The 21,925-nt window shown below is 62.0% G+C and carries 24 protein-coding genes; 14 read left to right on the plus strand and 10 right to left on the minus strand.

Annotation, left to right across the window (positions count from 1 at the left end; genetic code table 11):
• Position 1: 1 nt before the first annotated feature.
• Genes FGL95_RS07190 through FGL95_RS07200 form a run of 3 tightly spaced genes read left to right on the plus strand, consistent with a single transcriptional unit; the run spans position 2 to position 1,594 of the window.
• On the plus strand, positions 2-664 hold the full coding sequence (locus FGL95_RS07190) for a class II aldolase/adducin family protein (RefSeq protein WP_169585532.1): 663 nt from the start codon (positions 2-4) through the stop codon (positions 662-664).
• A 10-nt stretch (positions 665-674) separates the two neighbouring features.
• A complete protein-coding gene (locus tag FGL95_RS07195; protein WP_169585533.1) occupies positions 675-890 on the plus strand; it encodes a hypothetical protein in 216 nt (71 codons plus the stop codon).
• A complete protein-coding gene (locus FGL95_RS07200) occupies positions 887-1,594 on the plus strand; it encodes a hypothetical protein (protein WP_169585534.1) in 708 nt (235 codons plus the stop codon). Before FGL95_RS07195 ends, FGL95_RS07200 begins: the two co-directional genes overlap by 4 nt.
• 167 nt (positions 1,595-1,761) lie before the next feature.
• Here the strand turns inward: FGL95_RS07200 and FGL95_RS07205 are convergent, their stop codons facing one another.
• From FGL95_RS07205 to FGL95_RS07215, 3 genes are all read right to left on the minus strand, one after another.
• Positions 1,762-2,217, minus strand: coding sequence for a hypothetical protein (locus FGL95_RS07205; RefSeq protein WP_169585535.1), 456 nt, complete (start codon positions 2,215-2,217; stop codon positions 1,762-1,764).
• 267 nt (positions 2,218-2,484) lie between these two features.
• Positions 2,485-3,309: a hypothetical protein gene (locus FGL95_RS07210; RefSeq protein WP_169585536.1), complete on the minus strand. Its 825-nt coding sequence runs from the start codon at positions 3,307-3,309 to the stop codon at positions 2,485-2,487.
• Positions 3,310-3,319: 10 nt separating this feature from the next.
• A complete protein-coding gene (locus FGL95_RS07215; protein ID WP_169585537.1) occupies positions 3,320-3,784 on the minus strand; it encodes a hypothetical protein in 465 nt (154 codons plus the stop codon).
• A 295-nt stretch (positions 3,785-4,079) separates the two neighbouring features.
• On the opposite strand from FGL95_RS07215, the gene FGL95_RS07220 reads away from it, so the two are divergent.
• Positions 4,080-4,694, plus strand: a complete 615-nt coding sequence (locus FGL95_RS07220; RefSeq protein ID WP_169585538.1) for a hypothetical protein — start codon at positions 4,080-4,082, stop codon at positions 4,692-4,694.
• Positions 4,695-4,845: 151 nt separating this feature from the next.
• Here FGL95_RS07220 and FGL95_RS07225 read toward each other — a convergent pair whose 3' ends face one another.
• On the minus strand, positions 4,846-5,379 hold the full coding sequence (locus tag FGL95_RS07225; protein WP_169585539.1) for a hypothetical protein: 534 nt from the start codon (positions 5,377-5,379) through the stop codon (positions 4,846-4,848).
• Between the two features lie 287 nt (positions 5,380-5,666).
• On the opposite strand from FGL95_RS07225, the gene FGL95_RS07230 reads away from it, so the two are divergent.
• The 5 genes from FGL95_RS07230 to FGL95_RS07250 all read left to right on the plus strand — a co-directional run bounded on the left by FGL95_RS07230 (position 5,667) and on the right by FGL95_RS07250 (position 10,482).
• On the plus strand, positions 5,667-6,398 hold the full coding sequence (locus FGL95_RS07230; protein ID WP_169585540.1) for a recombinase family protein: 732 nt from the start codon (positions 5,667-5,669) through the stop codon (positions 6,396-6,398).
• 79 nt (positions 6,399-6,477) lie between these two features.
• Positions 6,478-7,080, plus strand: coding sequence for a hypothetical protein (locus tag FGL95_RS07235; RefSeq protein WP_169585541.1), 603 nt, complete (start codon positions 6,478-6,480; stop codon positions 7,078-7,080).
• A gap of 40 nt (positions 7,081-7,120) precedes the next feature.
• A complete protein-coding gene (locus FGL95_RS07240; protein ID WP_169585542.1) occupies positions 7,121-7,891 on the plus strand; it encodes a hypothetical protein in 771 nt (256 codons plus the stop codon).
• 337 nt (positions 7,892-8,228) lie between these two features.
• Positions 8,229-9,272 carry a ScoMcrA-related endonuclease gene (locus FGL95_RS32880; protein WP_169585543.1) on the plus strand — a complete coding sequence of 348 codons (1,044 nt, stop codon included), beginning with the start codon at positions 8,229-8,231 and terminating at the stop codon, positions 9,270-9,272.
• A 106-nt stretch (positions 9,273-9,378) separates the two neighbouring features.
• Entirely contained in the window at positions 9,379-10,482 is a 1,104-nt protein-coding gene (locus tag FGL95_RS07250) for an LppP/LprE family lipoprotein (protein WP_169585544.1), read from the plus strand.
• A 48-nt stretch (positions 10,483-10,530) separates the two neighbouring features.
• Here the strand turns inward: FGL95_RS07250 and FGL95_RS07255 are convergent, their stop codons facing one another.
• Positions 10,531-10,773: a hypothetical protein gene (locus FGL95_RS07255; RefSeq protein ID WP_169585545.1), complete on the minus strand. Its 243-nt coding sequence runs from the start codon at positions 10,771-10,773 to the stop codon at positions 10,531-10,533.
• Positions 10,774-10,873: 100 nt separating this feature from the next.
• On the opposite strand from FGL95_RS07255, the gene FGL95_RS07260 reads away from it, so the two are divergent.
• The 3 genes from FGL95_RS07260 to FGL95_RS07275 all read left to right on the plus strand — a co-directional run bounded on the left by FGL95_RS07260 (position 10,874) and on the right by FGL95_RS07275 (position 13,759).
• Positions 10,874-11,740, plus strand: coding sequence for a DUF6602 domain-containing protein (locus FGL95_RS07260; protein WP_169585546.1), 867 nt, complete (start codon positions 10,874-10,876; stop codon positions 11,738-11,740).
• Positions 11,741-11,836: 96 nt separating this feature from the next.
• Entirely contained in the window at positions 11,837-12,685 is an 849-nt protein-coding gene (locus tag FGL95_RS07265; RefSeq protein ID WP_169585547.1) for a hypothetical protein, read from the plus strand.
• 504 nt (positions 12,686-13,189) lie between these two features.
• Positions 13,190-13,759, plus strand: coding sequence for a hypothetical protein (locus tag FGL95_RS07275; protein WP_169585548.1), 570 nt, complete (start codon positions 13,190-13,192; stop codon positions 13,757-13,759).
• Between the two features lie 471 nt (positions 13,760-14,230).
• Here the strand turns inward: FGL95_RS07275 and FGL95_RS07280 are convergent, their stop codons facing one another.
• From FGL95_RS07280 to FGL95_RS07295, 4 genes are all read right to left on the minus strand, one after another.
• Positions 14,231-16,984, minus strand: coding sequence for a DUF3987 domain-containing protein (locus tag FGL95_RS07280; protein WP_169585549.1), 2,754 nt, complete (start codon positions 16,982-16,984; stop codon positions 14,231-14,233).
• A gap of 203 nt (positions 16,985-17,187) precedes the next feature.
• Complete coding sequence (locus FGL95_RS07285; RefSeq protein WP_169585550.1) at positions 17,188-17,733, minus strand: HNH endonuclease family protein; 546 nt, start codon at positions 17,731-17,733, stop codon at positions 17,188-17,190.
• A 159-nt stretch (positions 17,734-17,892) separates the two neighbouring features.
• A complete protein-coding gene (locus tag FGL95_RS07290; RefSeq protein WP_169585551.1) occupies positions 17,893-18,276 on the minus strand; it encodes a hypothetical protein in 384 nt (127 codons plus the stop codon).
• A 5-nt stretch (positions 18,277-18,281) separates the two neighbouring features.
• Positions 18,282-18,515, minus strand: a complete 234-nt coding sequence (locus tag FGL95_RS07295) for a helix-turn-helix transcriptional regulator (protein ID WP_169585552.1) — start codon at positions 18,513-18,515, stop codon at positions 18,282-18,284.
• Positions 18,516-18,605: 90 nt separating this feature from the next.
• Here FGL95_RS07295 and FGL95_RS07300 point away from each other — a divergent pair, with 90 nt between their 5' ends.
• Both FGL95_RS07300 and FGL95_RS07305 read left to right on the plus strand, forming a co-directional pair.
• Complete coding sequence (locus FGL95_RS07300) at positions 18,606-19,199, plus strand: helix-turn-helix transcriptional regulator (RefSeq protein WP_169585553.1); 594 nt, start codon at positions 18,606-18,608, stop codon at positions 19,197-19,199.
• Positions 19,200-19,345: 146 nt separating this feature from the next.
• Positions 19,346-20,485 carry a tyrosine-type recombinase/integrase gene (locus tag FGL95_RS07305; RefSeq protein WP_338079746.1) on the plus strand — a complete coding sequence of 380 codons (1,140 nt, stop codon included), beginning with the start codon at positions 19,346-19,348 and terminating at the stop codon, positions 20,483-20,485.
• A 1-nt stretch (position 20,486) separates the two neighbouring features.
• On the opposite strand, the gene glnA is transcribed toward FGL95_RS07305, so the two are convergent.
• Positions 20,487-21,923, minus strand: a complete 1,437-nt coding sequence (glnA, locus tag FGL95_RS07310; protein ID WP_169585555.1) for a type I glutamate--ammonia ligase — start codon at positions 21,921-21,923, stop codon at positions 20,487-20,489.
• Positions 21,924-21,925: the final 2 nt, after the last annotated feature.

Consider the following 21,925-nt stretch of genomic DNA (forward strand, 5'->3'; position numbering starts at 1 on the left):
CATGGTGTCCGATGAGGTGCGCAACACGCGTGACGAGGTCGCGCGAGCGTGCCGAGGATTGGCGGCCGACGGGCTGGTGCTCGGGACCGCAGGCAATGTGAGCGTTCGAGTCGGCGATTCGATAGCCGTCACTGCGACGGGCTCGAAGTTCGAGTCGATCACCGCCGAGCAGGTCACTGTCGTGGATCTCGACGGCGCCGTCGTCGCCGGCGGCTTGGCGCCGACGTCGGAGATTGCGCTGCACCTCGACATCTACCGGAAGTTCGACGCCAGGGCGGTCGTCCACACGCATGCGCCGACCTGCGTAGCTGTGGGATGCGTCGTCGACGAATTGCCTTGCGTCCATTACCAAATGCTCGCGTTCGGCGGGTCCGTGCGGGTCGCGCCGTATGTCACCTTCGGCTCGCAGGAGCTTGCCGACACCGTTGTCGCTGCACTCGACGGCAAGTCGGCAGCACTGATGGCGAACCATGGTGCGATCACCTACGGTCCCAGCCTCGACGCTGCGCTCGACTCCGCGCGGCTGCTCGAATGGGCTGCCGAAGTCTATTTGCGAGCGAGGTCGATGGGAACGGTTCGCGCGCTGACGACCGAGCAACAAGCGGCCTTCGCCGCAGCCGTCGTCGAGAAGAACTACGGATCAGTCAGAGCAGTGCAACAGTGAGAGTGGGACAGTGAGCGCCGACAGATTTTGCGATGCGACCGGGATCGACCGAAGCGAGGTCGAGGCCCTCGGCGAAATCTCGACTGCTGACTTGGCGAAATTCGCCGACCTGTACGAGCGAGCCCGCGACGCTCGCGAGAAGGACCTGAACACCGCCATCGACGGTGGCCTTGGTGTGTTGCCGCGATTGCTCCGTCCTGTCGTCCGGAAGGTGCTGTTCTCGTGACGCACTCGATCACCGAAGCCGAGATCACCAAGCTGGCGCGCGAACTCGGTACGGACCCATCGGAGTTCGCGTTCTTGGCTGGCTCGTCACCGGAGGCCGTGCGCACCATTCGGTACAGGATCGCGGCCAGCCTGGACGAACCACATCGGCCTATGTTCCGCCGACTCGCCCGAGCGAGTGCGCTCGTCCCCGTTGCGCTCGCCGCGACGATCGCCACCCGGTTCTTCGGTCCCATGCTGTGTGGCGCCGTCGCATCCGAAATCGCCGCCGAGCGCGCCGCGAGCATGATCGCCCATCTGCCGATGAAGTTCGTCGCCGACGTGACGCCCTACGTCAATCCGCGAACGTCGGGCCCGTTGATCAAGGGGATCGAACTGTCGATCTTGGTCCCCGTGATGACCGAGTTGGTGGAGCGTCGAGATCTCGTCACGATCTCCCGGCTCGTCGAGGCGGCAACCCAGGATCAGGTGCAAGCATCGGCCGAGTTGATCGAAGACCCGGCCGACCTGCTGGCTGTCTATCTCTTCGCCGAGTCCACCGAGAGCCTGGACGCGATGCTCGCCGCGATCGACGACGACAGACTGGCGGCAGTGCTCGGTGCGGCCCGAGAGGCCGACTTGGCCGACGTGCTCGCCGAGGTGTTCAGCGGTCTGAGTGCCCCCGGACGGAACCGCGTCGAAGCTGTGTCCGATCGCGGTGCGTAATAGACAGTTCGTCGACACAAGATCGTGTGCAACACAATCGCTTGTCGAGGCGATACAGCGAGCATGTTCACAAATCACCTGTTCGGCGGATTGACCGAGGCCGAAGCCGTAGAGCTCGTTGCGGACGAACTCGCTCTACTCGCGGCCTGACCGACAGCGCGTCGACGTCAGTAGACGTTGACCGCGGTAACGCTCGGTAGGTGCGGACGAGTGGTCGTCAAGGTGAGTTCGACCCGTCCCGACCCTGTTTGAAGGTGAGTGTTCGGCTCCGCCGGAAAATCGACGGGGCTTCCTGCTGCGACCGTGGACCACGACCCGGTTGCGCCGGTCTCGAGATTGCGCCACCCGACGGTGGCGAGGACAGAACACACAACTCCGGGCGGCGCGGAAATGCCGACGAACGTCGCATTGAGTCGGATGTACAGCTGCCCTGGGAGGCTGTCCGTCGCGACCGTGACGCCACCGATACGGCCGCCGCAGGCGATTCCGTCGGCGACGGTCACAGTGTCACGCAGGTTGACCCACCTGTCTTGCGTTTGATCGGCTGCTGCGGGAGACGCCGCACCGATCAAGCCTGCCACCGCTAAACCGCTCACCAGGACCGAATTTCGAAGGGACGTCATCGTTTCAACGTACACACACCCAAAACGAGCCCACCCGTTCCGCGGTTGCGGAACGGGTGGGCTCGTCTGCCTGCTTACGACTTAGACGTCGTAGTAGAGCTCGAATTCGTACCTGCGGAAACAATGCCGAGGTCGGCCATCTCGCGGGCGGTTGACCAGGCATTTTGTTCGTTGGTTTCGTTGGTTGGTCACGGCTGTCGCCGACTGTCCTGCGGACGCTCTGCGGACGGAGCCGAAAGCTGCGTCGGGTGCGCTCAGTTCGCACCGTCAGCTGACCGGCTGCCTCGCAATCGCCTCGTGGGCGGTCCGGACGCACGGCTCGGCACCGTTGACGAGCGCCTGCGAGAGCCACAGCGCCTCGTGCACGTACTCGTTCTCGGCGTCAGGCAGTCGATCGGGTCGAGCCCAGCGGTACCGCCGAGGGTCGAAGGTCGGATCGTCGCTCGCCGTGAGGTACCCACGAGTGCGAAGGTCTTGCACCTGAGCCCAGACCTTGTCGAGTTCCTCTCGCAGCTCGCCGATCCGGAGCACGGCAGCAAAGCGCGCGGTCCCGGCAGTCATCAAACCGGCCTTCTCGAACTTCTGGACGTGCTCTTTCCAGTCAGTCAGTTCGCGGCTCCAGTTGACTGCCTCCCAGACGCCCGCCTGCCCACCCTCGACCACGAGCGGCGCACCAGACTCGACGGCACGGACAGCCGAGGCGCACCACGGACCGAAGATGTCGGTGATCATCCCGTCGCCGAGCTTCTTCAACGCCGAGCCCGCTGCCCGCGAGGTACGGAAGGTGATCTGGTTGGACGCTCGCCTGCGCTCTTTTCCGGTGATGCGCGCCTTCAACGCGAGCTGTTGCAACAGCTCGTCGGCGTTGGTTTCGCCCGCGACGTAGCGATCGGCCACGACATCGCAGAGGTCTTGCATCTCGGACTCTTCGCCAGCGATCTCGGCGAGCATCCGCCTCTCATCGGCGGTAATCTTGGCCAGCTCGGCGAGTGTTTTCGCGACTCGCTCGGTCGGCTCCACTCCCGAGTTCTTGACGATTCGCGACAGAAGCCGCGCCGTCGTCTCTGCGGTGTCGTAGTACTGAGTAGTCACTTTGTATTCCTTATGGTTTCGGCGCGTAGCGCGCTCGGTTGCGAGCTGTGTTCTCTTCGCTGCGGATCATCCGTTCCAGCCGCTTCTCGTCCCAACGGCGCTGGCGTCTCGGTCCGGCCTGAAGGCGTTTGGCAACGAACGCCTGCAACGGCGTCGGTCCGGGCGCGAACTCGGCGTCAGGCGCGACCGCTGCCAGCTCTTCGACGGCGCGCGCAGTGCGCTCCTCGATCTCGGGACTACGCCATTTGAAGCCGTCTTCGAAGAGCTTTCTTACGTCTTTGCGCAGCTCTACGAGTGCCGGTCGGTACGGACCAAGCGGGGCCTCGCTCAGAAGTTCCCACTGCAGCGCGCTCGGGCCGCGCTTGCTGCTCGTGACGAACGCCAGAATTCGCAACGGGTGACCTTGCGGCAGTTGTTTCGGTATCGGCTCAGCGAGAAAGTCTCCGGTGTCGTAGTTGCTGTTCGCGCTGATCATGATCGTGATCGTAGAGCCATTTTTGCGCCCGCGCGAGAATGGATTACTCCGCGTGTGTTGTCAAGCCCAACCGTTAATTGCTAATTGACAGACCGGCCTTAATTGCTAATTGACAAACACGCGTTGTCATATGCTCCTGAGCTGCAGTTATGTTGCAAACGAGCTCCAAATAATCGCCATTGTTCGGTGCGGAAACGCTTCCGCTCCGACAGGTGGAAAGCGCAGGGTCTTCGTTTAGCACAAGTGTAATATAGTCTTGTGGGCTTCTGCGCCCCAGGAAAGCGAGACCTTCCGAATGAAAGAAGAAACTACTGACGCGCGTTGGATCGCGCTTAAAGCCGGATTGCACGCCGCGATCGGCGAGGCATACCTGCCGTTCTGCTTGGAAAATAAGTGCGGCTACAGCGACTACAGCGAGGACTGGACCGCCGAACATCAGGCAGCGTGGGACGCCGAAATGGATCGGATCACCGCACGGTGGAAAGAGTTCGAGCAAGGCGAGCTGAGCGAAACCGAGTGGAGACGCGAAACGCTCTGTTCGGCTTTCAGCCTCGACCCCTTGCACGAAGAAAGTTGGCCTGCTGACACCGCGCAGATCTGGGACCAGGTGCGCCACAGCGTCCAGCACAACTGGGACGTGGAGCGCGCGAACTTCCGAGACCGACTCGTAGGCAAGCCGACGGTGCGGCAGCTCGTGGAGAAGCTCGTCGCCGGGGAGATGACCACCGAGCAAGTAGCTGCTGCACTGAGCCAGAAAAAGTTCCGAGTCGCGGTACGCGGTCCGGCAGACGAGAACGACGCTCGCGCGTACGACGACGACTCGTTCGCCGTAGTAGGCCACGCCTATAACATGGGGCGTCTCACCGACGAGCAGTACGACCGGCTAGGTGCTGCGTTCGGCGCTGGCTGACTGTACAGCCGAGTGGTGCTGCGCGAGTGTGGGATTCGGTCCCTGATTAGCACAACGGTGCTTTTTGATCTCCGTGGTTCACTTTGCCTGCCGGAAGCCTTCGCCGTAATAGTCTCCGAAGTCTGACCGCGCTGCCCTGAGCGGCCCAGCTCTACGCCAACCGAAGCTCCCTGTCCTCCGCGAACGTTCGCTCCAGCCGCAGCCGACTGCGCTCGTGCGCAAGGTCGCTCGACCACTGCCTGCGGACCGCAAGGCGCGCACTGAGTTCGAAGACCTGCACAACGTCGGCCTCGGTGGCGATCGTCGGATGCACTACCACTGTCTGCAAAACGTCATCGTCATCGCGATCGAACAGAGCCACGGCCCACATGTCCCGCATCGACGTAGGCAAAGCCGATGACATGTCGTGTGTTTGCCTGTGCAGGCGCAGCTTCGCCAGTGCCCAGCTCAACTCGGGTCTGCTCCATCTGCTGCGCGTGCTGGACGCCAGCTCGCCTGTGGCTGCGTACCGCAGGGTGGTTGTTGTGAAGGGCACGCCCTCGACTGTGGCCGGGTAGCGCCTGGTGCGAGCCGGGCGCTGTGCTGCTGGTGCCAGGTGCTGCACCCCCAGATACATTGCGCTGTCACGTTTTAGCGCAAGCGTATTCAGCTCGGTCTTAGTACCGTCCGGCTCAGTGATCCACATATTCCCTTCCTACCGTGGCCCTCGCATTCGGCGGTAAGGGTGGGACAATCGAGAGCATGTTGGACACGCTCGATGACGCATTCAGAGGGCTTACGCCTGCAGAGCGAGTGTCTGCGGCTCGTGAGATCGCCGAGCGGTTCTCTGTGGTGCTGGCGAGTATCGAGCGGGGCGAGATCGGAGCCTCGCCTACCGAAGTCGCCCGTATGGAGGGTGCGGTAGCCGTGCTCGAAGCACTCGGAAGTCCGCAAATTCGTAACAGTGTGGACCGTCAGTGTTACACTTGAGCCATGCCCGCTACCGATTCCCAAGCTCCCGCAGTCCCCGGTCGGCGTCGCCGTAGTCGCGCAACCGCACCCGCGAACACCTGCGTTGCCTACACGCGCGTCAGTACCGACGAGCAGGTCGAGTCGGGCGCGGGCCTTGCGGCGCAGCGGGCTGCTATCCAAGCCGAGGCAGACCGCCGAGGTTGGACGATCGTTGCTTGGCACACCGATGAGGGTGTCAGCGGTGGCGTAGCTCCCGCGCGCCGTACCGGCCTGTCTGCCGCTCTGGCCGCTGTATGCAACCGTGAGGCGGCGATGCTGGTCGCGGCCAAGCTGGACCGTGTGAGCCGGTCTGTCGCCGATATGGGCCGTTTGCTGGTCGAAGCCGAGCGCAAGAGCTGGCACTTCGTCACCTGCGACATGGCGGTCGACATGAGCACGCCGCAGGGTCGCGCTGCCGCGCACATGATGGTGGTCTTCTCAGAGTTGGAGCGCGGACTGATCTCGCAACGCACCCGCGATGCCCTGGCCGTCCGTAAGGCCGCTGGGGTGAAGCTCGGCAAGCCGACCAATGTGCCAGACGACGTGCTGCGCCGCATCATCTCCGAGGCGAACAGCGGTGTGAGCCTGCGAAAGATCGCCGAGGGCCTCATGGCCGATGGCATTCCGACCGGCGTGGGTAAGGCGAAATGGCATGCGCCGCAGGTGCAACGCGCGCTCGACTGCCAGCGGGCGCAGGAACTCGTGACGGTCTGATCTGCTCGATAGCCGATGGTGCGAGTACCTTGTTTGCTAATTGTGTTGCGCTAGTTCGCAGTTTTGACACGATCAATTGATGACGACTGACCTTGACACCGCTACGGCACCGATACGCTCGCTGGGGCTCGAATTAATTCGTGAGTTCGCCCGTACGCAGCACTCCGTGGATTGGGTGGTTGGCGCGTACTTCAAACGGACGACACCAGACCTCGAGTTCTGGCTCGACCACAGAGGGGTGCTGAAGCGGATCGACGACGGGTTCCGCCCACGACTGCTCGCTGGTGTCGCTGCCGCCTGGCAAGTCGACACCGATCTCTCGAACTACGCGCATGTATTCCGCAAATGCAAAGAGATGCGCGACCGGTTGGCGCACTCGGCTCAAATGGTGGAACTCGACGTCGACCGGCTGGAGGTGACGCCCACGGTGCACGGATCCGGTCTGACACCCACTCCACCTCCGAAGGTTGTCAGTCGCGAAGGTCTGACGAAGCGTTTGCACGAGTGCGGATGGCTTGTTGCACACGCGCATTACGTACAAGCGAACGGACGCGGCACGCGAACTCTTCGCGGCGATCGGCCCATCGAAATTCTGCGGCCTTCCGCCGACCCCGCCGACTGGGACGGCCTGGAATTCCGGTTTGTCGAAGGCGATGCTGACAGAGACACGCAAGGTCCGTAATTACTAAATGCTTTGCGCTACTTCGTGACACGATCGGCACATGACCAGCGACGGTGAGCCTTCCAACGATGTGATCGTGCCGACACCGCCAGCGAAAGGGCGAGGGCGAGCGCTGTCGGCGAGGGTGAAGGTGCGGGAGCCCTTGGCGGCTCAACATCTGTGGGCTGCTCGCCACTTCGCTCGTCTCGCCGAGGAACGCGAGACCGCAATCACCGAGCAGGGGTTGGACAAGGTGGACCTCGCGCACCGGTCCTACGTCATGGCTGCCGTCAAGTTCGCCGTCTCGTTTCTGGAGGCGCTCGTGAACGAGGTGTACAGCGACGCCGCCGACGCGGTGATGCCGGACTACAGCGCACTGCTGAAGCCCCTCGAACCCGATGTGATCCCAAAACTCAAAGCCGAGTGGGAAGCGACCGAAGGGGCCACTCCGGTGGTGCACACGAGACTCATGCACAAGTACGCCAAGGCCCTCGAATTCGCGGGCAAGACGAAGTTCCAGAAGGCCGACATCGCCTACAAGGAAGCGCACAAGGTAATCGTGCTGCGGGACTTCCTCGTGCATTTCAAGCCCGCTTGGCACGAAGCCAGCGTGCACCAGAACAAGTCTTCGAAGATCCACCGGAAGCTCGCAAACTCGTTCACCGAGAACACGCAACCGATCGGCGATCCGTGGTTCCCTAACAAATGCCTCAGCGCTGGCTGTGCTCGCTGGGCCTGCGACAGCGTGACGACGTTCGCAGGACAGTGGCTGGACCGTCTGGACATCCCGCATACATACGAAACCGCTATCGATGATCAACAGACGCCATAGCCCCACACCCGAAGGTGTGTGGTCGCTCGGTACCGAAGGTGCTCGACTCAGGTCGAACCGATGTCGACCTCAGCCTGACTGCTGTGGACCCGACTGCTCCGATCGCGTGCGGGACGCGCGCGTGAGACCTCGGCTCCCTTCGACCTCGCGCGTGCGCCTGCGCGGGTGCGAAGGCACTCAGCCTGAACACACCACATACACACGCATGCATGCGCATGGTCGACGCGCTCGTGGAGCATGGCGCGCGCGTGACGTTCCTCGGTTCCCTGCCAGAACCGCGCAAGGCTGCACACGCTGACCGCACTCGCCGCGTCGCGTCAACGACTAAAGTCCGGGTGTGCCAACAACACGACCGCAGTTCGATCGTCGCTCGGTTTTGCAGGCGATCGCAGAGTGTGATCGGGTCGGTCGCACGGCGTTCCTTCAGGACAGCAACTTCAAGCAAGCCCGCAAGTTCTACTTGATGCACAACGGACGTGGATACGACAGCAAGGCAATCGCTGGTGTCGCTCACAGATACGCCACCGACGAGCGCCTCGAGTGGGATGACTTCACAGGCGGCGAAGCGTTAGTCAAGCGATTCCGCGATCTGGGCTTCGAAGTGACAGGCGACGACAAATGGCAGTGGGATGAGTTGCTGCTCGCATGCGATCTCTTGCACCTCAATGCGTGGCAACCACTGCGAGAGTCGGACGACCGGGTCGCCGCACTATCGAGTTTCTTGCGGTCGCAGTCACCAATCTCCCTGTACATCGATGACTTTCGTAGTTCTTCAAGCGTGCACCACAAACTCGAAGATCTCAGAACCGCACACCCTGATCGGGTTGGGCAGGGCCAACCGACGAAGAAGGGCGGCGAACTGACTGCGCAGATGGCCGCGGCGTTCGTCGCGAACCCGGACCAAATGCACGCGAACGCGCAAGAACTGTGGGCGAGTGGGTCTCTCGGATTAGGGGACTCAGATGGCTTGGTCGGGACGCCGGACGGGGCTCCGTCGGATGTCGATTCACCCGACGCGCTGACGCAGGCGGTCGAGGGTCGCGTTCGGCAGCGTCTTGTCAAGACGCGGGAGCGAAGCGGTGCACTCCGAAGCGAAAAGATGGTGCAGGCAAGGGAGCGGCGCGGCACGATCGCTTGTGAGACATGTGATTTCGACTTCGAAGTTGTCTACGGCGAACTGGGTGCGGGATTCATACACGTTCATCATGTTGTCCCGCTCCATTTTTCCGGCGAGGTGGAAACCACTCTCGAGCACCTCGTACTTCTCTGCGCTAACTGCCACCAGATGATTCACCGTGGGCCGAGCTGGAAGACGCCCGAGGAGCTGCGAGGAATCATTTTGGCCTCTCGCGCACCGACAAACGCAAACCCGACCGAGTAGGGCGGCTGAGGGCTTTCCTGCGCTATCTCACGTACGCGAGAATGACCCGCTTGTCTGCTTGGTCTGATAAGAAGGCCCGGTCGGACCAGAAATAAGTGGGGGCATTATGCGAGTTGTTATTGCAATTTTCGCGGCCGCGATTGCGTTCGCTGCGGCAGGGTGCAGCGAGTCCTCGTCTTTAAGCGACGGTCCGGTAAAGATCGGCGAGACCGTCACATTCACGTCCGACGGCACGCGCATCCTCGAAGTCGCCGTAAAGGAGGTTGTCGCGGTACCGGAGCACTGCGTCTATCTCGACGACGATAACCAGAAAGTACCCGCCATCGGCGTCAAATTGCGAGTCACGACGGCTGACCACTTCGGCCCGATCGTTGGAGCAAGCGACTTCACCGCCACCGTTGACGGCGCTGAGCAGCAGGTGGTGAACAGCGCCGGTTGGGGCCCGGGCCTCGACGGATGCGACCAGCAGTTTCCGGGGTTCGTCGACAACTACTTGACGGACAACACCACGGCTGATGGCTGGGTGATCCTGCGAAACCCAGGGAACGTGACCGCTTTGACGTTCACTCCCGACGTTCCCAAGACGAAGCTATTCGAAGTGAAAGACCGCGAAGACTTAGCCCATTTGACGCTCTCGCCGCGCAAGATGACCGTCGAAGTCAGTGTTGCAGCGGTGGCAACCTCGGCGCTCCCGGCGCCGAGCAGCTCCCCAGGCGACACATCTTCACAAACGGAGGCGTCGACCACAGTCGGCGCGCCGACACCAAGCAGCGCACCGTCCCGGCCGACGACAAATTCCGGACCGCAAATCAGCGGGAACGGGCTTTGCCTCGACCCGACGTCGACCGGAGTCCGGAACGCACTCGCGAGTCTTAACGGTGATTGGACGATCGACAACAGTAGCGATGCGCAAGGGGGAGCGTGTCCAGATCTGCTCTGGCTATCTGCGTCAGGCGGAAACTCTGCTGCCGCCCCGAACCACGTCCTGTTCTTTCACGACGGGAAGTACTTGGGCACAGCAACATCGGAGCCGTACCCATTCACGCAGGTGGTGGAGGCAGACGACGACACAGTCGGCGTCGAGTACAAGTGGCTCGTCGGCGACGAGGCGTTCTGCTGCCCGGAGGGCGGTCCGGTGACGATCACCTACACCTGGAACGGTTCGACGGTGGTCATGAACGAGCCTCTGCCGAAAGGGGTTACGGGGTAGTCCCATCGGCGTCCAAAGTCCTGCGTAGGCCGTCACGCGCCCCGATCGCTAGTCGGCGTTGCGATTCAGATCGCCGTGAAGGCGCCGCCGCATGATCTCTTCAAACGAAGGTTCCTTACTGTCTCCAGGTAAGGGACTTGCATACGGATCGCCGTACTTATCGATCCTGTCGGCGTGCTTCTTGCAGACGGTGCCCCACTTCCCACGGTCTGCCCGACCGACGTACCGGCAGGTGCCGTCGGGCAGCGAACCATCGAGGGGGCACTTGTCGAGCATCTCTTTCACGACCATGAGCCAAAGTCTATGAAGGTGGACGGGTTTGCGCTAGGACACGCGCGGTCCTGTGCGCGATCGGAGCTCAGCTGAATGCTGTTCGAGTACCGTCGCCGTGGTGACCGACGCGCCAGAAGATCCGATACTGCGAACCCGCTTCGAGGACGTGCTCGGAATTGTCGAGCGCAGGCTCGCGCATAGCCTCGAAGAGGCCCGAGCAGGCATGGAACACAAGGGCAACAAAGGCTCGGCGGTCGAAGCTGCAACGCGGGATACGTTGCGCAAGTACCTGCCTCGACACCTCGATGTCGGCCACGGCGAGATCTACGACGCGTTCGGCGACGGTACCGGCCAGGTCGACATCATCGTCACGAACGACGAGCACCCCATCCGCTACCCCAACGACGAGCCAGGACCACACATTTTCGATGGTGTGGCAGCAGTCGGCGAAGTCAAGTCGATCCTGACTACCACGAACCTCAGAGAGATCATCGAATCGGCATCGAAGGTGAAGCGACTTCGGACGACACCGATCAAGGGAGACGTGGTCACGAATCAGAGTCCCGAATATCAAGCTAAAACACTTTGTCTACCACCGTACTTCGTGGTCGCGTTGGAGAACAGAATCGCCATGCCCACGATTCGCGAGATTCTGACGCTAGCTCCACTAGTCGAACCGCCCGACGGCAAGGATGGGCCAGCCCAACATGCGGTCGACGCAGTGTTCGTGTTGGGAGAGTCCGTGTGCTGGAATCTGCGCTCAGGCCAGGGCCCAATCCTGCTGGGCCAGCCTCCGTTGACGGGCTGGACCTCCTTCTCGACCCATGTACCGCTGGCGTGGATGATCGGTTGGCTGCACAAGGCGATGCCGCGCATCCGGCGCACGGAATCGGTCATGACGCCGTACTTGTTCCCGTTCGATGAGCACAAGGCGTACATGGCGCAGCAGTCGGCGTCCTTCGAATTCTCGGACGACCGGAGCTAGATGTGCCCATCGGTCGTGTCAACAAAGAGCACATCGCAACTAGGAATTTGTGCTGCTCCGCGACATTCGATCGACCTGTGTGCGTACGATCCGCGAGTGACCGCCACCCCCTCGCAACCCGGACCACCGCCAGATCAAGCAGCGATTGACGCACACGAAGCGAAAGAAGTCGCGGCGTTCGACCGAATTGACGCCTTGTTGCAAGCGGTGGGCCCGATCGCAACGAAGGTGAAGGGCGAAAAGTACGAGGTCTTGCCAGGCAGTGCCTTGCAGCTCGATCACGACACCATGCCGGAACTTCTCGTCGCGTCGAGCGTGAATCGATCACTCAGGCACAGCGAGGACTGCCTGCGGGCGTTGCATCAGCTCTTGCAGACAGGACTTCAGCCGTTCGTCCCGTACCTACTCGTGCGGGGTGCGTTGGAGACTGCGGCGACGGCTGTGTGGCTGCTCAAGCCCGATGCCTCGATCCAGAGGCTCGAACGCCGTGCGGCGATCGAAGAGGACGACGGCAAGGAATTGGGAAACGCGCTGCGCTCGCGCGGTATCGCAGGCGCGGAGGACGAAATCGAGAGTCGCAAGCGCGGCTTTGAAAGTATCCTGACGACGCGCGAACTCGACGCGCAACGGTGCAAGTGGCACGGATACTCCGCAGTGATTAAGGACATCGACGAAAACTGGGGAACGTCCAAGTCGGTCGAGGCCGCGTGGCGCACCTGCAGCGGAATGTCGCACGGAAAGTTCTGGGCGTTCACAGCGGTCACCGCTGCGACAGACACGCAGTCGACTGGGTCCGGCTCGGCCACTGCGACCTTCACGCCGAGCTACCACCCGCTGGCGCAGGTCCTGGGCATCACCGTGGCGATCCTGCAACGAGCGGACAGGCTGTACGACGAACGGCGTGTTCCGGCGACAGAAGAACGTCCAAGCGGCGCAACGTCTTAGGTCGTGGAGCGCGACGTGACGTTGTAGATCGTCGCGCGCAAGACGCCGAACTCGCGTGCGAGCGCTGTGGCAGACTCCCCGCCTGCGAGGCGGCTCGGCTACCGCTGCTACCCGGTCGGGCGTCAGGGAAGACTTGCGGCCCTTGTAGACACCCTTCGTCTTGGCGATGGCGATTCCCTCGCGCTGGCGCTCCAAGATCAGTGCCCGTTCGAACTCTGCGACCGCGCCCATGATCGAGTGCATGAGCATCGCGCACGCGCCGTCGGTGTCCTTGGCGAAGCTCAGATTCTCTTTGAGTTCTCCCTGTCTGTGCGCTCCAACCCTCTGGATGATGAGCGCGCGCGAAAACTCGGCCCGAACGCGACGTCGCGGGGGCGCGAAGCTAGGCACGCAAAACCCAGGCCAGCTCGCTCTGTTAAACGTAAGGTAACGACCTGTCAATCCATCGCCGCGCACAGTATCGGGAAATACTGCGGTGAAACACGATCCGGGGACAGAGGGCAAATGACCACACCGCAAGGACAACCACAGCAACCAGTTCCAGGGCAAGTCAGCCCCGACGGACAGTTCGTCTGGACCGGCAACGCATGGGTCCCCAACCCGAGCCTGCCCAAACCGAAGAAGAAGCACACCGTCCGGAATGTCCTCATCGGCGTCATCATCGGATTCATATTGCTGGTGGGCGGCTGCTTCGCCTTGGTCGGAGGCGTCGCAAACGAAATATCCAACGACATCAAAGACGACGCCGAGAAACCCGGCGGCACAAACAACCCCCTCACCATCGTCGCGGGCCGAGGATTCGAAGTCGACGGATTCAAATACGCCGACGGCTGGACACTCGGGGCAGGCGCGCTCGGCGACATCGAAGTAAGCGGACTCAAAGTCACCAACAACCGCGACAAGCGCGATTCGTCACTCGTCGAAATCAAACTGTGGAACGGAACCGAAGTCCTCGGCAAAGCCGACTGCACCACAGAGCCCATCAACGTCGGCACGACCGTCACACTCAGCTGCTTCAGCGGCGACGATCTCCCCCCCAACTACGACAAGGTGACGATCAACGACTCCTTCTAACGTCAACAAATTTCGCGGTAGGGCCGGTCTCCCGATGGGGGATCGGCCTTTCGACCCAGACGCCCCCGCTTTCATCATCGCAATCGACCGGGTGAAAACAGTGCGGGAGTGCAGTGCACCGCAATTGAACGAGCCACACGCAGGAAAATGAACTGGCACAGCGACTGTCACATCCGAGGGGCAACTGGCACACCCAAGGCGGCGCAGAATTGGGTCGAATTTGGCTGTTTTGGGTGCCAGTTGTTGTGCCAGTCGGTTTGGGTGCCAGTTGGGGCCCTGTCTGACCTGGGCTTTTACGCAACTGGCACTACTGGAACCCTGTTCTAATAAGGTCAATTTTTTATATATCTTGCCCGTGACTGAATTTCAGACTCCCGTGGCGGGTTTCCAGAATCGGCCTTACACCCCAAACCTGGGTGCCAGTAGTGCCAGTTGTTTTCTGGGCCATCGACGCTCGGCTTCGGACGGTCGTCATGCGCAGTCCGGTCGACGCCGAATTTTCAGGGAATCTTGGCGTTTGCCGACCTCGGTTTTGATGTATCCGCGACTCTCCAGCGAGTCGAGAGCATGGCGCAGCAACTCGTCGCGGTTTCGCAGCTCGGCGTTCTTGAACCATGTCTGATTCTGTATAAGCTTTCGTACTGCCGTCAGCTTCAGGTAACCGTCTGCATCGAACTTCGCATCGTCCAGGTCGCCGAGTCTTGCCCAGACCGCCTCGGCGGCTGCTTCGGTCGGTACCTCCGCGACTGCGAGCTGATGCAGGGCGTAGCCGTCGATGAGCTTCTCGGCGACTGCGATGTAGACGTTGTCCACGACGGTGGCTACCGGGTCGTCCATGAGCGTGAACAGCGCAGCGATCTGGGCGATGTACGCGGTCGACTTCCCGCCCCACGCACGGACGGCTTCGAGCCGACCGTTCTTGCCGAGTTCGGGTTCGATGCGATCTTTGTAGGCGCGCAGCAGCTCCCAACCCGCAGCGTCGATGACGATGATGCGCGGCTCGACCTGCCGTACCGGTACGGTCGTGCCCTTCGCAGCGGCTTCGACAGCTCGGTTACGCAGAACACGGTTTACGTGCGCTTCAGCGGCGGTGGCGATGCCGTGGACGGCGGTGTGCCATCCGTGCTCGGTCGTGTTGGACACCGGTGGTGGATCTGCTTTGCGGCTACCGACTTTCGATGCGGGTCGCACGATCAGAAACCGTGGGACGATTCCGATGTCGACAAGCAGCGGCGAGTTCCGAAGTGTCGATTCGAAGACCTCCGGCTGCATCATCAGAGCTAGTGACAGCGAGGGGTTATCGACGTACACCTCGTCGCGTGAGAGTCGGTCGGTGCGAATCGGGTCACCGGAGATGCCCATCAGATACACCTTCGCTTTTTCGGTGCCGCCACCGTTGTGCGCCTGCCCGGCAATGTGGCTGAAGATGTTGGTTTCGTCGCTGCGCATCAGCGTGGCACCGGTGTACGTGCTGGCCAGTCGGACACCGACCACCTCGGGGGTCGCATCGTCCAAGATCGCGGACCAACGGAGATGCTTTCCTTTGAGACGGACGATCTCGCGTTGCAGCGCAGCCACTTCGATGTAGCCGGACCCCGTAGCCGCCACAGATGCGAAGTGACTACCGCTTGCGGGCGTCGTCGCCGTGGGCACGGTCTTGAGTGCACGCTTCGCCGATTCCAGTTTGGCGGTCAGGGCTTCGATCTCGCCAGCGCGGTCGAGAGCAGTGTCATGGTCGCGTTCTCGCCGTTCGGTTTCCAGTTGATCGAACGGTCGCATCACGAGCGCGTTGGTCGGCGACTTCAGTTCGCCGGACTTGGCGAGCGTCATGACGGCGAGGTTGAGCGGTACCTCCCAACCGGGCCGCACTCGGCACTTGACGGTGCCGTACGGGGCGCTCGACAGCGCCCCCAGAGCATGGTTGAGCACGAGGTCGGTCGAGACCTGAAGGGCCTCTGCGGCTTCGGTGACCAACGATCGCAGCACTGAGGGCAGCCCGTCGAGCGGTAGCGGCGGGGGCGGTGCCCGGAAGGGGTCGAGGGGTGGCCACTCGTCTACCTCACTGCTTGTTTCGCCCACCCACCCTTCAGGTTTCGGCAGCGGCGAGACGGCGACTCCATAGATATCTCCGACGAATTCCGAAGTTTCGTAGCGGACCCAATCCGCGCTCACCGCCAACTTCGCTTCGACTCGTCCAGCAGCCCACTTCAGCGCGTCCCAGAATTCACCGCGAGCCTGCTCTTCGGTCCTGATATTGCCGGTCCAGCCCGGACCCGAACGCGGCGTCACAGCCATACCGACGAACAGCGCTTCAGCCGCATCGAGCGCGTCAGCTGCCGCAACAAATCCGCAGACTGCCATTTGAATGAGGTCGATCAAAGGGGGCAAGAGTCCCGCATGAAGCCCGTGGTCATCACACATTCGGGCGAGGTGGTCCACATGCTCGGCCAATATCTCGGGATTGCTTGCCGTCGTGAACGTTTCGCGTATTTCTTCGATGTCAGCCCAGGACGCCTCGCAGACCGTCAGCTCCCCGCCGTTCCACGTCGCTACCTTGCGCTCAGACTGCAGCCACGCAGCAACCGCGAGCGGCATACTCTCCACGATCCCGCCCCTGACCCAGCGGTACCGCCGACCAAGCCCCCGCTTGCTGTGCGCAGACGGTGCCGACACCACGATCGAATTACCGTGCCGCAGTTCGCCAGCGCCGCCTCGAATTGCACTCGTCTGTCCGAAGAAAAATTCTCCGGAGTCCGGCAAGCCGAAGTAGTAGTGGCCGCGCTTGGCGTCTGTACCGCTAGAACTCTGGAACGGCACCTTGTCCAAGTACTGCCACATCTCGGCGGGCACCAGTTCCGGGCTGTCGATGTCGGCGACAACGACATCAGGCCCTACGTGCACACCGATTCCAAGGGTCGAGAACGGCACCGGGCGATACCAATCAGGCGGTAGCTTCTCCGCGTCGCCGAGCTTGGCGGTACTGGTCGGCGCGGGTGTGAACCACGCAGTCAGCGTTTCCGGGTCTGTGCTGGTCTTGTGCTGCCAACCCTTTCCGAGAACCGCGCCCGCGTTCTTGCTCGCATCTACCTTCGGACGCCGCTTGGTCGGCTCCGAAGTCAGCGGAAGTACAGCAAAGCCGCCACCAGCGAGAAGCTCGGCAGCCCGTACCAAAGTGAGGCTTCCTGCCATGCCCTCGGTTACGAGTTCGGCGGGGATGGAATACATTTGTTCTGCTCCTTTTCGCCCAGCCGGTTAGACTGGACCTTGCCCTGAAGTTGTTAGTTGCTAGTTGCGAGGCCCCGGTCCCATTGCCGGGGCTTTCGCGTTTCGCTAAGGTGAAAAGCGCAACTCGACTTCCGAATCGGCAAGCAAGCCCCCGGTCTGCTAAATGACAATCTGTGGCCACGGGGGCTTTCTTGCGCCGTGGGTCAAGTAGCCGTCCAAACTGCTGTTCTGGACCCCTTCAGTCGGGCTTTCCGCCGCCGATTCAAGAATCGCCTGCATATTCGGCATTGCCGCCCGCCCGTTGCGGTGCGGTAGGTGTTCTCGCTGTCGAACAAATGACCGCGAACGCAGGTCCACTTCGCCGCGTTGACCGCGCTCGGTCCGGTACCGAGCAGCACGTTTTCGCCGCTCGTGATCTGCTCCGCGTGATCGACGTTGCAGCATCGCCTATTGAGGCATAAGTGGTTCACTACCAAGCTCGGATCATCGCGAATGCCATTGAAGACCAGCGCAAGTCGGTGGGCGACGAAGCTGCGGCGGCTACCGGGCGATCGCAACAGCCCATAGCCCTTGCCGTTGGTCTCACCGGTCCACACGACGCACGGACTGCCGAGGGTGGGGTGCGTTTCGGTGTCCATTCGTATGCGCGCGTGGAAGGCTGCTCGGAGCTTTTCGAGCCGGGCTTCGGGCCAGGTTTCCAGCTCATCGAAGTACGAACGTCCCGGCCATTTCCCGGTCGCAACTCGCATTTCTCGTTTCCCTTTCGATCCGAGACCGGCAACTTTTGCCAGCCTTGTTCGCATTGCACTGATGGGGAGGCACTGCAGGGATTCGATGGGAAGCGATTTGAGTTGCGCTAAATGTGTCGAGCAGCTAGATAGCCAGCTCGTACAGGGGAAGAATCTTGCTTAATTGCTAATTGCCGTGGGGTCGAAACTGTTGACCGCACGCGCGAGACGTTCAAGCACTTGGTCATCGCTCCAGGCGACCGGATGCACGACGAAAAAGGATTGAAAGTCGAGCCCCGCGCACGGCAGCACTACTACTTCGACGTTCGGCCTGTCGAACAAACCTGGTACCAACCACGGACGTGCTGCGTCCTCCGGTCGCCACCATTCGGCGAGTAGCTCGGCAGCGGCTTTGGCGAGGTGACCGTCGACGGCGATCCTAAAAGGCCGCTCCATGAACGCACAGGTTTTACGGTCGACCCGCACCAACGTCGCGTTCAACGTCTTCGATCGCTGCGGCGGATACGCAGCCAGCTCTTCGAACGTCGGTATGCGCGTGGACATGTCGACTACCGAGTGCCTGAGCGCGGCTGTACGGCACCGACGACAGCTACCGGGCTGGCGAGCCGCTCCTGCTCGGCGATCCATGCGACCACCGTCGACCTGCGCCATACTCGCCGCCTGCCGATCTTGAAGCTCGGCGGGCCGAAGTTGATCGATGCCCAGTACCGCCAAGTGCTTTCGGATGTGCCCGTCTCGGCCTCAAGCTCGACGGCGGACAGGAGATCGTTGGGATTGCTCATTTGCTTCCTTTGCAGCCTCGGACAACTCGTGATTCCAAGATTGCCAACACCAGCCGTCAATAGTCAACGCAAAATGGTACAGTCCCTAATATGGGGACAAAGGAACCGATCGAAAAACTGTTCGCCCGAAAAGTGAAGGCAGAGCGCGAGCAACGCGGATGGTCGCAGCAGCACCTAGCCGAACTGGTCTTCGCGCAGCGTGGAGACACATCGACGCGCGCACACCGTCAGCTGTTGGCCAAGATCGAAACGGGCAACCGCTCTGTGCGAGTGGACGAAGCCGTGGCGCTCGCCGAGATCTTTCAAGTCTCGCTGGATTGGATGCTCGGTTCGGAACGCGAAGAGGATCTCGCCTTCGCGTTGGACCGGCTCGCGACATCTGCACAGCAAAGTGGCCTCGATGCCACGAAGATCGCGGAGTCGATGGCGCTGGCTGAACGAGACCTCGTTCGCAAGATCGACTACGCGGAGTTCCGCGACCAGTTGGCGGCAGGGGAGACCAGCAACATCGACGGTCTGCCCATCGACACGTTGCGTGCGCTCGTGATGGCTTTGACGAGCGAGAACGGGCGTCGACTGTTGTCCCAGTCGATTGCCGAATTCGCGGTGGCGGCGACCGTGCGTCACGCAGACCACGAAACACTCACCGCAAAACTCACGACCATTCGAAAGGACTCGCGATGACCACGAGACCACAGCCGAGCACACCGCAGCCGAGAGGCCGCCGCTCGGGTGTAGAGGACCGATGGCACACACGTCAGCGCGTGCCGCGCCTCGATGCGCACGGTAACCAGAAAGTGGATAGCCGAGGGAATCCGCTCTCTGACCCGGTGCGGTCTACGAACTACGGCACAGGGAAGCGTTGGCGTGCGCGGTACGTCGATGAACTCGGCTCCGAGCACGTCAAGGGCTTCGACCGGAAACCTGACGCTCAGACGTGGTTGGACTCGCAGACCGCAGCCATAGTGCAGGGCACGCATGTTGCACCGCGCGACGGTCGGATCACCGTGAAGCAATGGTGCGAAACGTGGCTAGAGGGCTACCGGGTGAACCGATCGGGCACAGTGCGAGCCGCGCAGGTGCACATTCGTCAGATCGAAGCCGAATTCGGGCACATGCAGCTCTCAGCGGTCCGGCCTTCTGCGATACAGGCATGGTGCGCGAAGCTGAAAACGGGCGGTAGCGCACCGAGCTACGTCTACGCCCTGCACGGCAGGCTCAATCAGGTTCTCGAAGCTGCCGTGTACGACGGGCTTCTCGCTCGAAATCCCTGCTCTCGTCGTACGTCACCGCCGATGGGCGATCAGAAGCCGTACGTGCTCACTACCGAGCACCTCTGGTCGATCCACGACGCCATGCCGCCACACCTTCGCGCTGCCGTGGCGCTCGGTGCGTTCGCTGGTCTCCGTATCGCTGAAGTGTCGGCGTTGAAGACCTCGGACGTGGACTTCGTTCGCGGGATCGTTCATCCGCAACGGCAGTGGCCAGACAAGCCGCTCAAGACCAAGGGCAGCGACGCCGAAATTCCGGTACCGCGTGAGCTGACGCTCATGTTGTCCGCGTCGGTGCAGAGATGGCCGGGGGAGTACCTCGTGTCCGACGCCGAAGGGAATCCGGTTCCCCCGTGGCAGATCGACCGCGCACTGCGCGCGGTCAAGGCGCGTGCTGCTGAAGGCGTGCCCGACGAGTTCACGTTCCACGATTTCCGTCACTACCTGGCGTCGCTGCTCATTTCCAAGGGTGCAGACGTGAAGGTCGTGCAGGCGCGGTTACGGCACGCCAGTGCGAAGACGACGCTTGATGTGTACGGGCACATGTGGCCCGACGCAGACGAGTCCACCCGGACCGCCATCGGTGAAGTACTGGCGGAACGAATGGACTCGTTTGGTGCTTCTGCGGACGGCCTGCGGACGGCCTGCGGACGGAGCGAACTAGCTGAGCGAGAACCCGCAGGCCAGCGGCCTATTTGACCTAGACGTCGTAGTAGAGCTCGAATTCGTACGGGTGCGGGCGCAGGTTGACCGGTGCGATTTCCTGCTCACGCTTGATGTTGATCCAGGTCTCGATGAGGTCGTCGGTGAAGACGCCGCCCTCGGTGAGGTATTCGTGATCCGCTTCGAGGCGGTCGATGACGGACGCGAGGCTCGTGGGGGCCTGCGGAATGTTCTTGGCCTCCTCGGGCGGAAGCTCGTAGAGGTCCTTGTCGACAGGTGCCTGGGGCTCGATCTTCTTCTTGATTCCGTCGAGGCCTGCGAGCATCTGCGCTGCGAACGACAGGTACGGGTTGCCCGAGCTGTCGGGTGCGCGGAACTCGAGACGCTTGGCCTTCGGGTTGTTGCCCGTGATCGGGATACGGACCGCGGCCGAACGGTTGCGCTGGCTGTAGACCAGGTTGATCGGCGCTTCGTAGCCCGGAACCAGACGGTGGTAGGAGTTCACGGTCGGGTTGGTGAAAGCCAGCAGCGACGGCGCGTGGTGCAGAATGCCGCCGATGTAGTGGCGTGCCAGGTCCGACAGACCCGCGTAGCCGGCCTCGTCGTGGAACAGTGGCTTGCCGTCCTTCCACAGCGACTGGTGCACGTGCATGCCCGAGCCGTTGTCGCCGAAGAGCGGCTTCGGCATGAAGGTGACCGACTTGCCTGCTTCCCAGGCGGTGTTCTTCACGATGTACTTGAACAGCTGCAGGTCGTCAGCAGCGGCAAGCAGCGTGTTGAACTTGTAGTTGATCTCGGCCTGGCCGGCGGTGCCGACCTCGTGGTGGCCACGCTCGAGGACGAAGCCCGCGTTCTGCAGGTTGGTGGCGATCGTGTCGCGCAGGTCCACGTAGTGGTCGTACGGAGCGACGGGGAAGTAGCCGCCCTTCGGGCGAACCTTGTAGCCGCGGTTCGGGGTGCCGTCCGAGTTGGTCTTCTTGCCGGTGTTCCACCAGCCGGAGACCGAATCGATCTCGTAGGACGCGTGGTTGACGCCGGATTCGTAATTGACCGAGTCGAAGATGTAGAACTCGGCCTCGGCACCGAAGAACGCGGTGTCGGCGATGCCGGTGCTGGCCAAGTACTCCTCGGCCTTGCGCGCGACGTTGCGGGGGTCGCGGCTGTAGGACTCGCGAGTGAACGGGTCGTGCACAAAGAAGTTGATGTTCAGCGTCTTGGCGGCGCGGAACGGGTCCAGCTGAGTGGTGGTGAAGTCGGGGAGCAGCAGCATGTCCGACTCGTGGATGGACTGGAAGCCGCGGACGGACGAGCCGTCGAACGCGAGTCCTTCTTCAGCGAGGTCTGTCGTCAAAGACTTCGCCGGAATCGAGAAGTGCTGCTGAATACCGGGAAGGTCGCTGAAGCGAACGTCGACGTACTCGACATTCTCCTCTGCGATGAATTTGATGACCTCTTCGGCCGTGCTGAACGCCACGC

The organism is Antrihabitans stalactiti (genome assembly GCF_012932915.1).
Taxonomy (GTDB): Bacteria; Actinomycetota; Actinomycetes; order Mycobacteriales; family Mycobacteriaceae; genus Antrihabitans; species Antrihabitans stalactiti.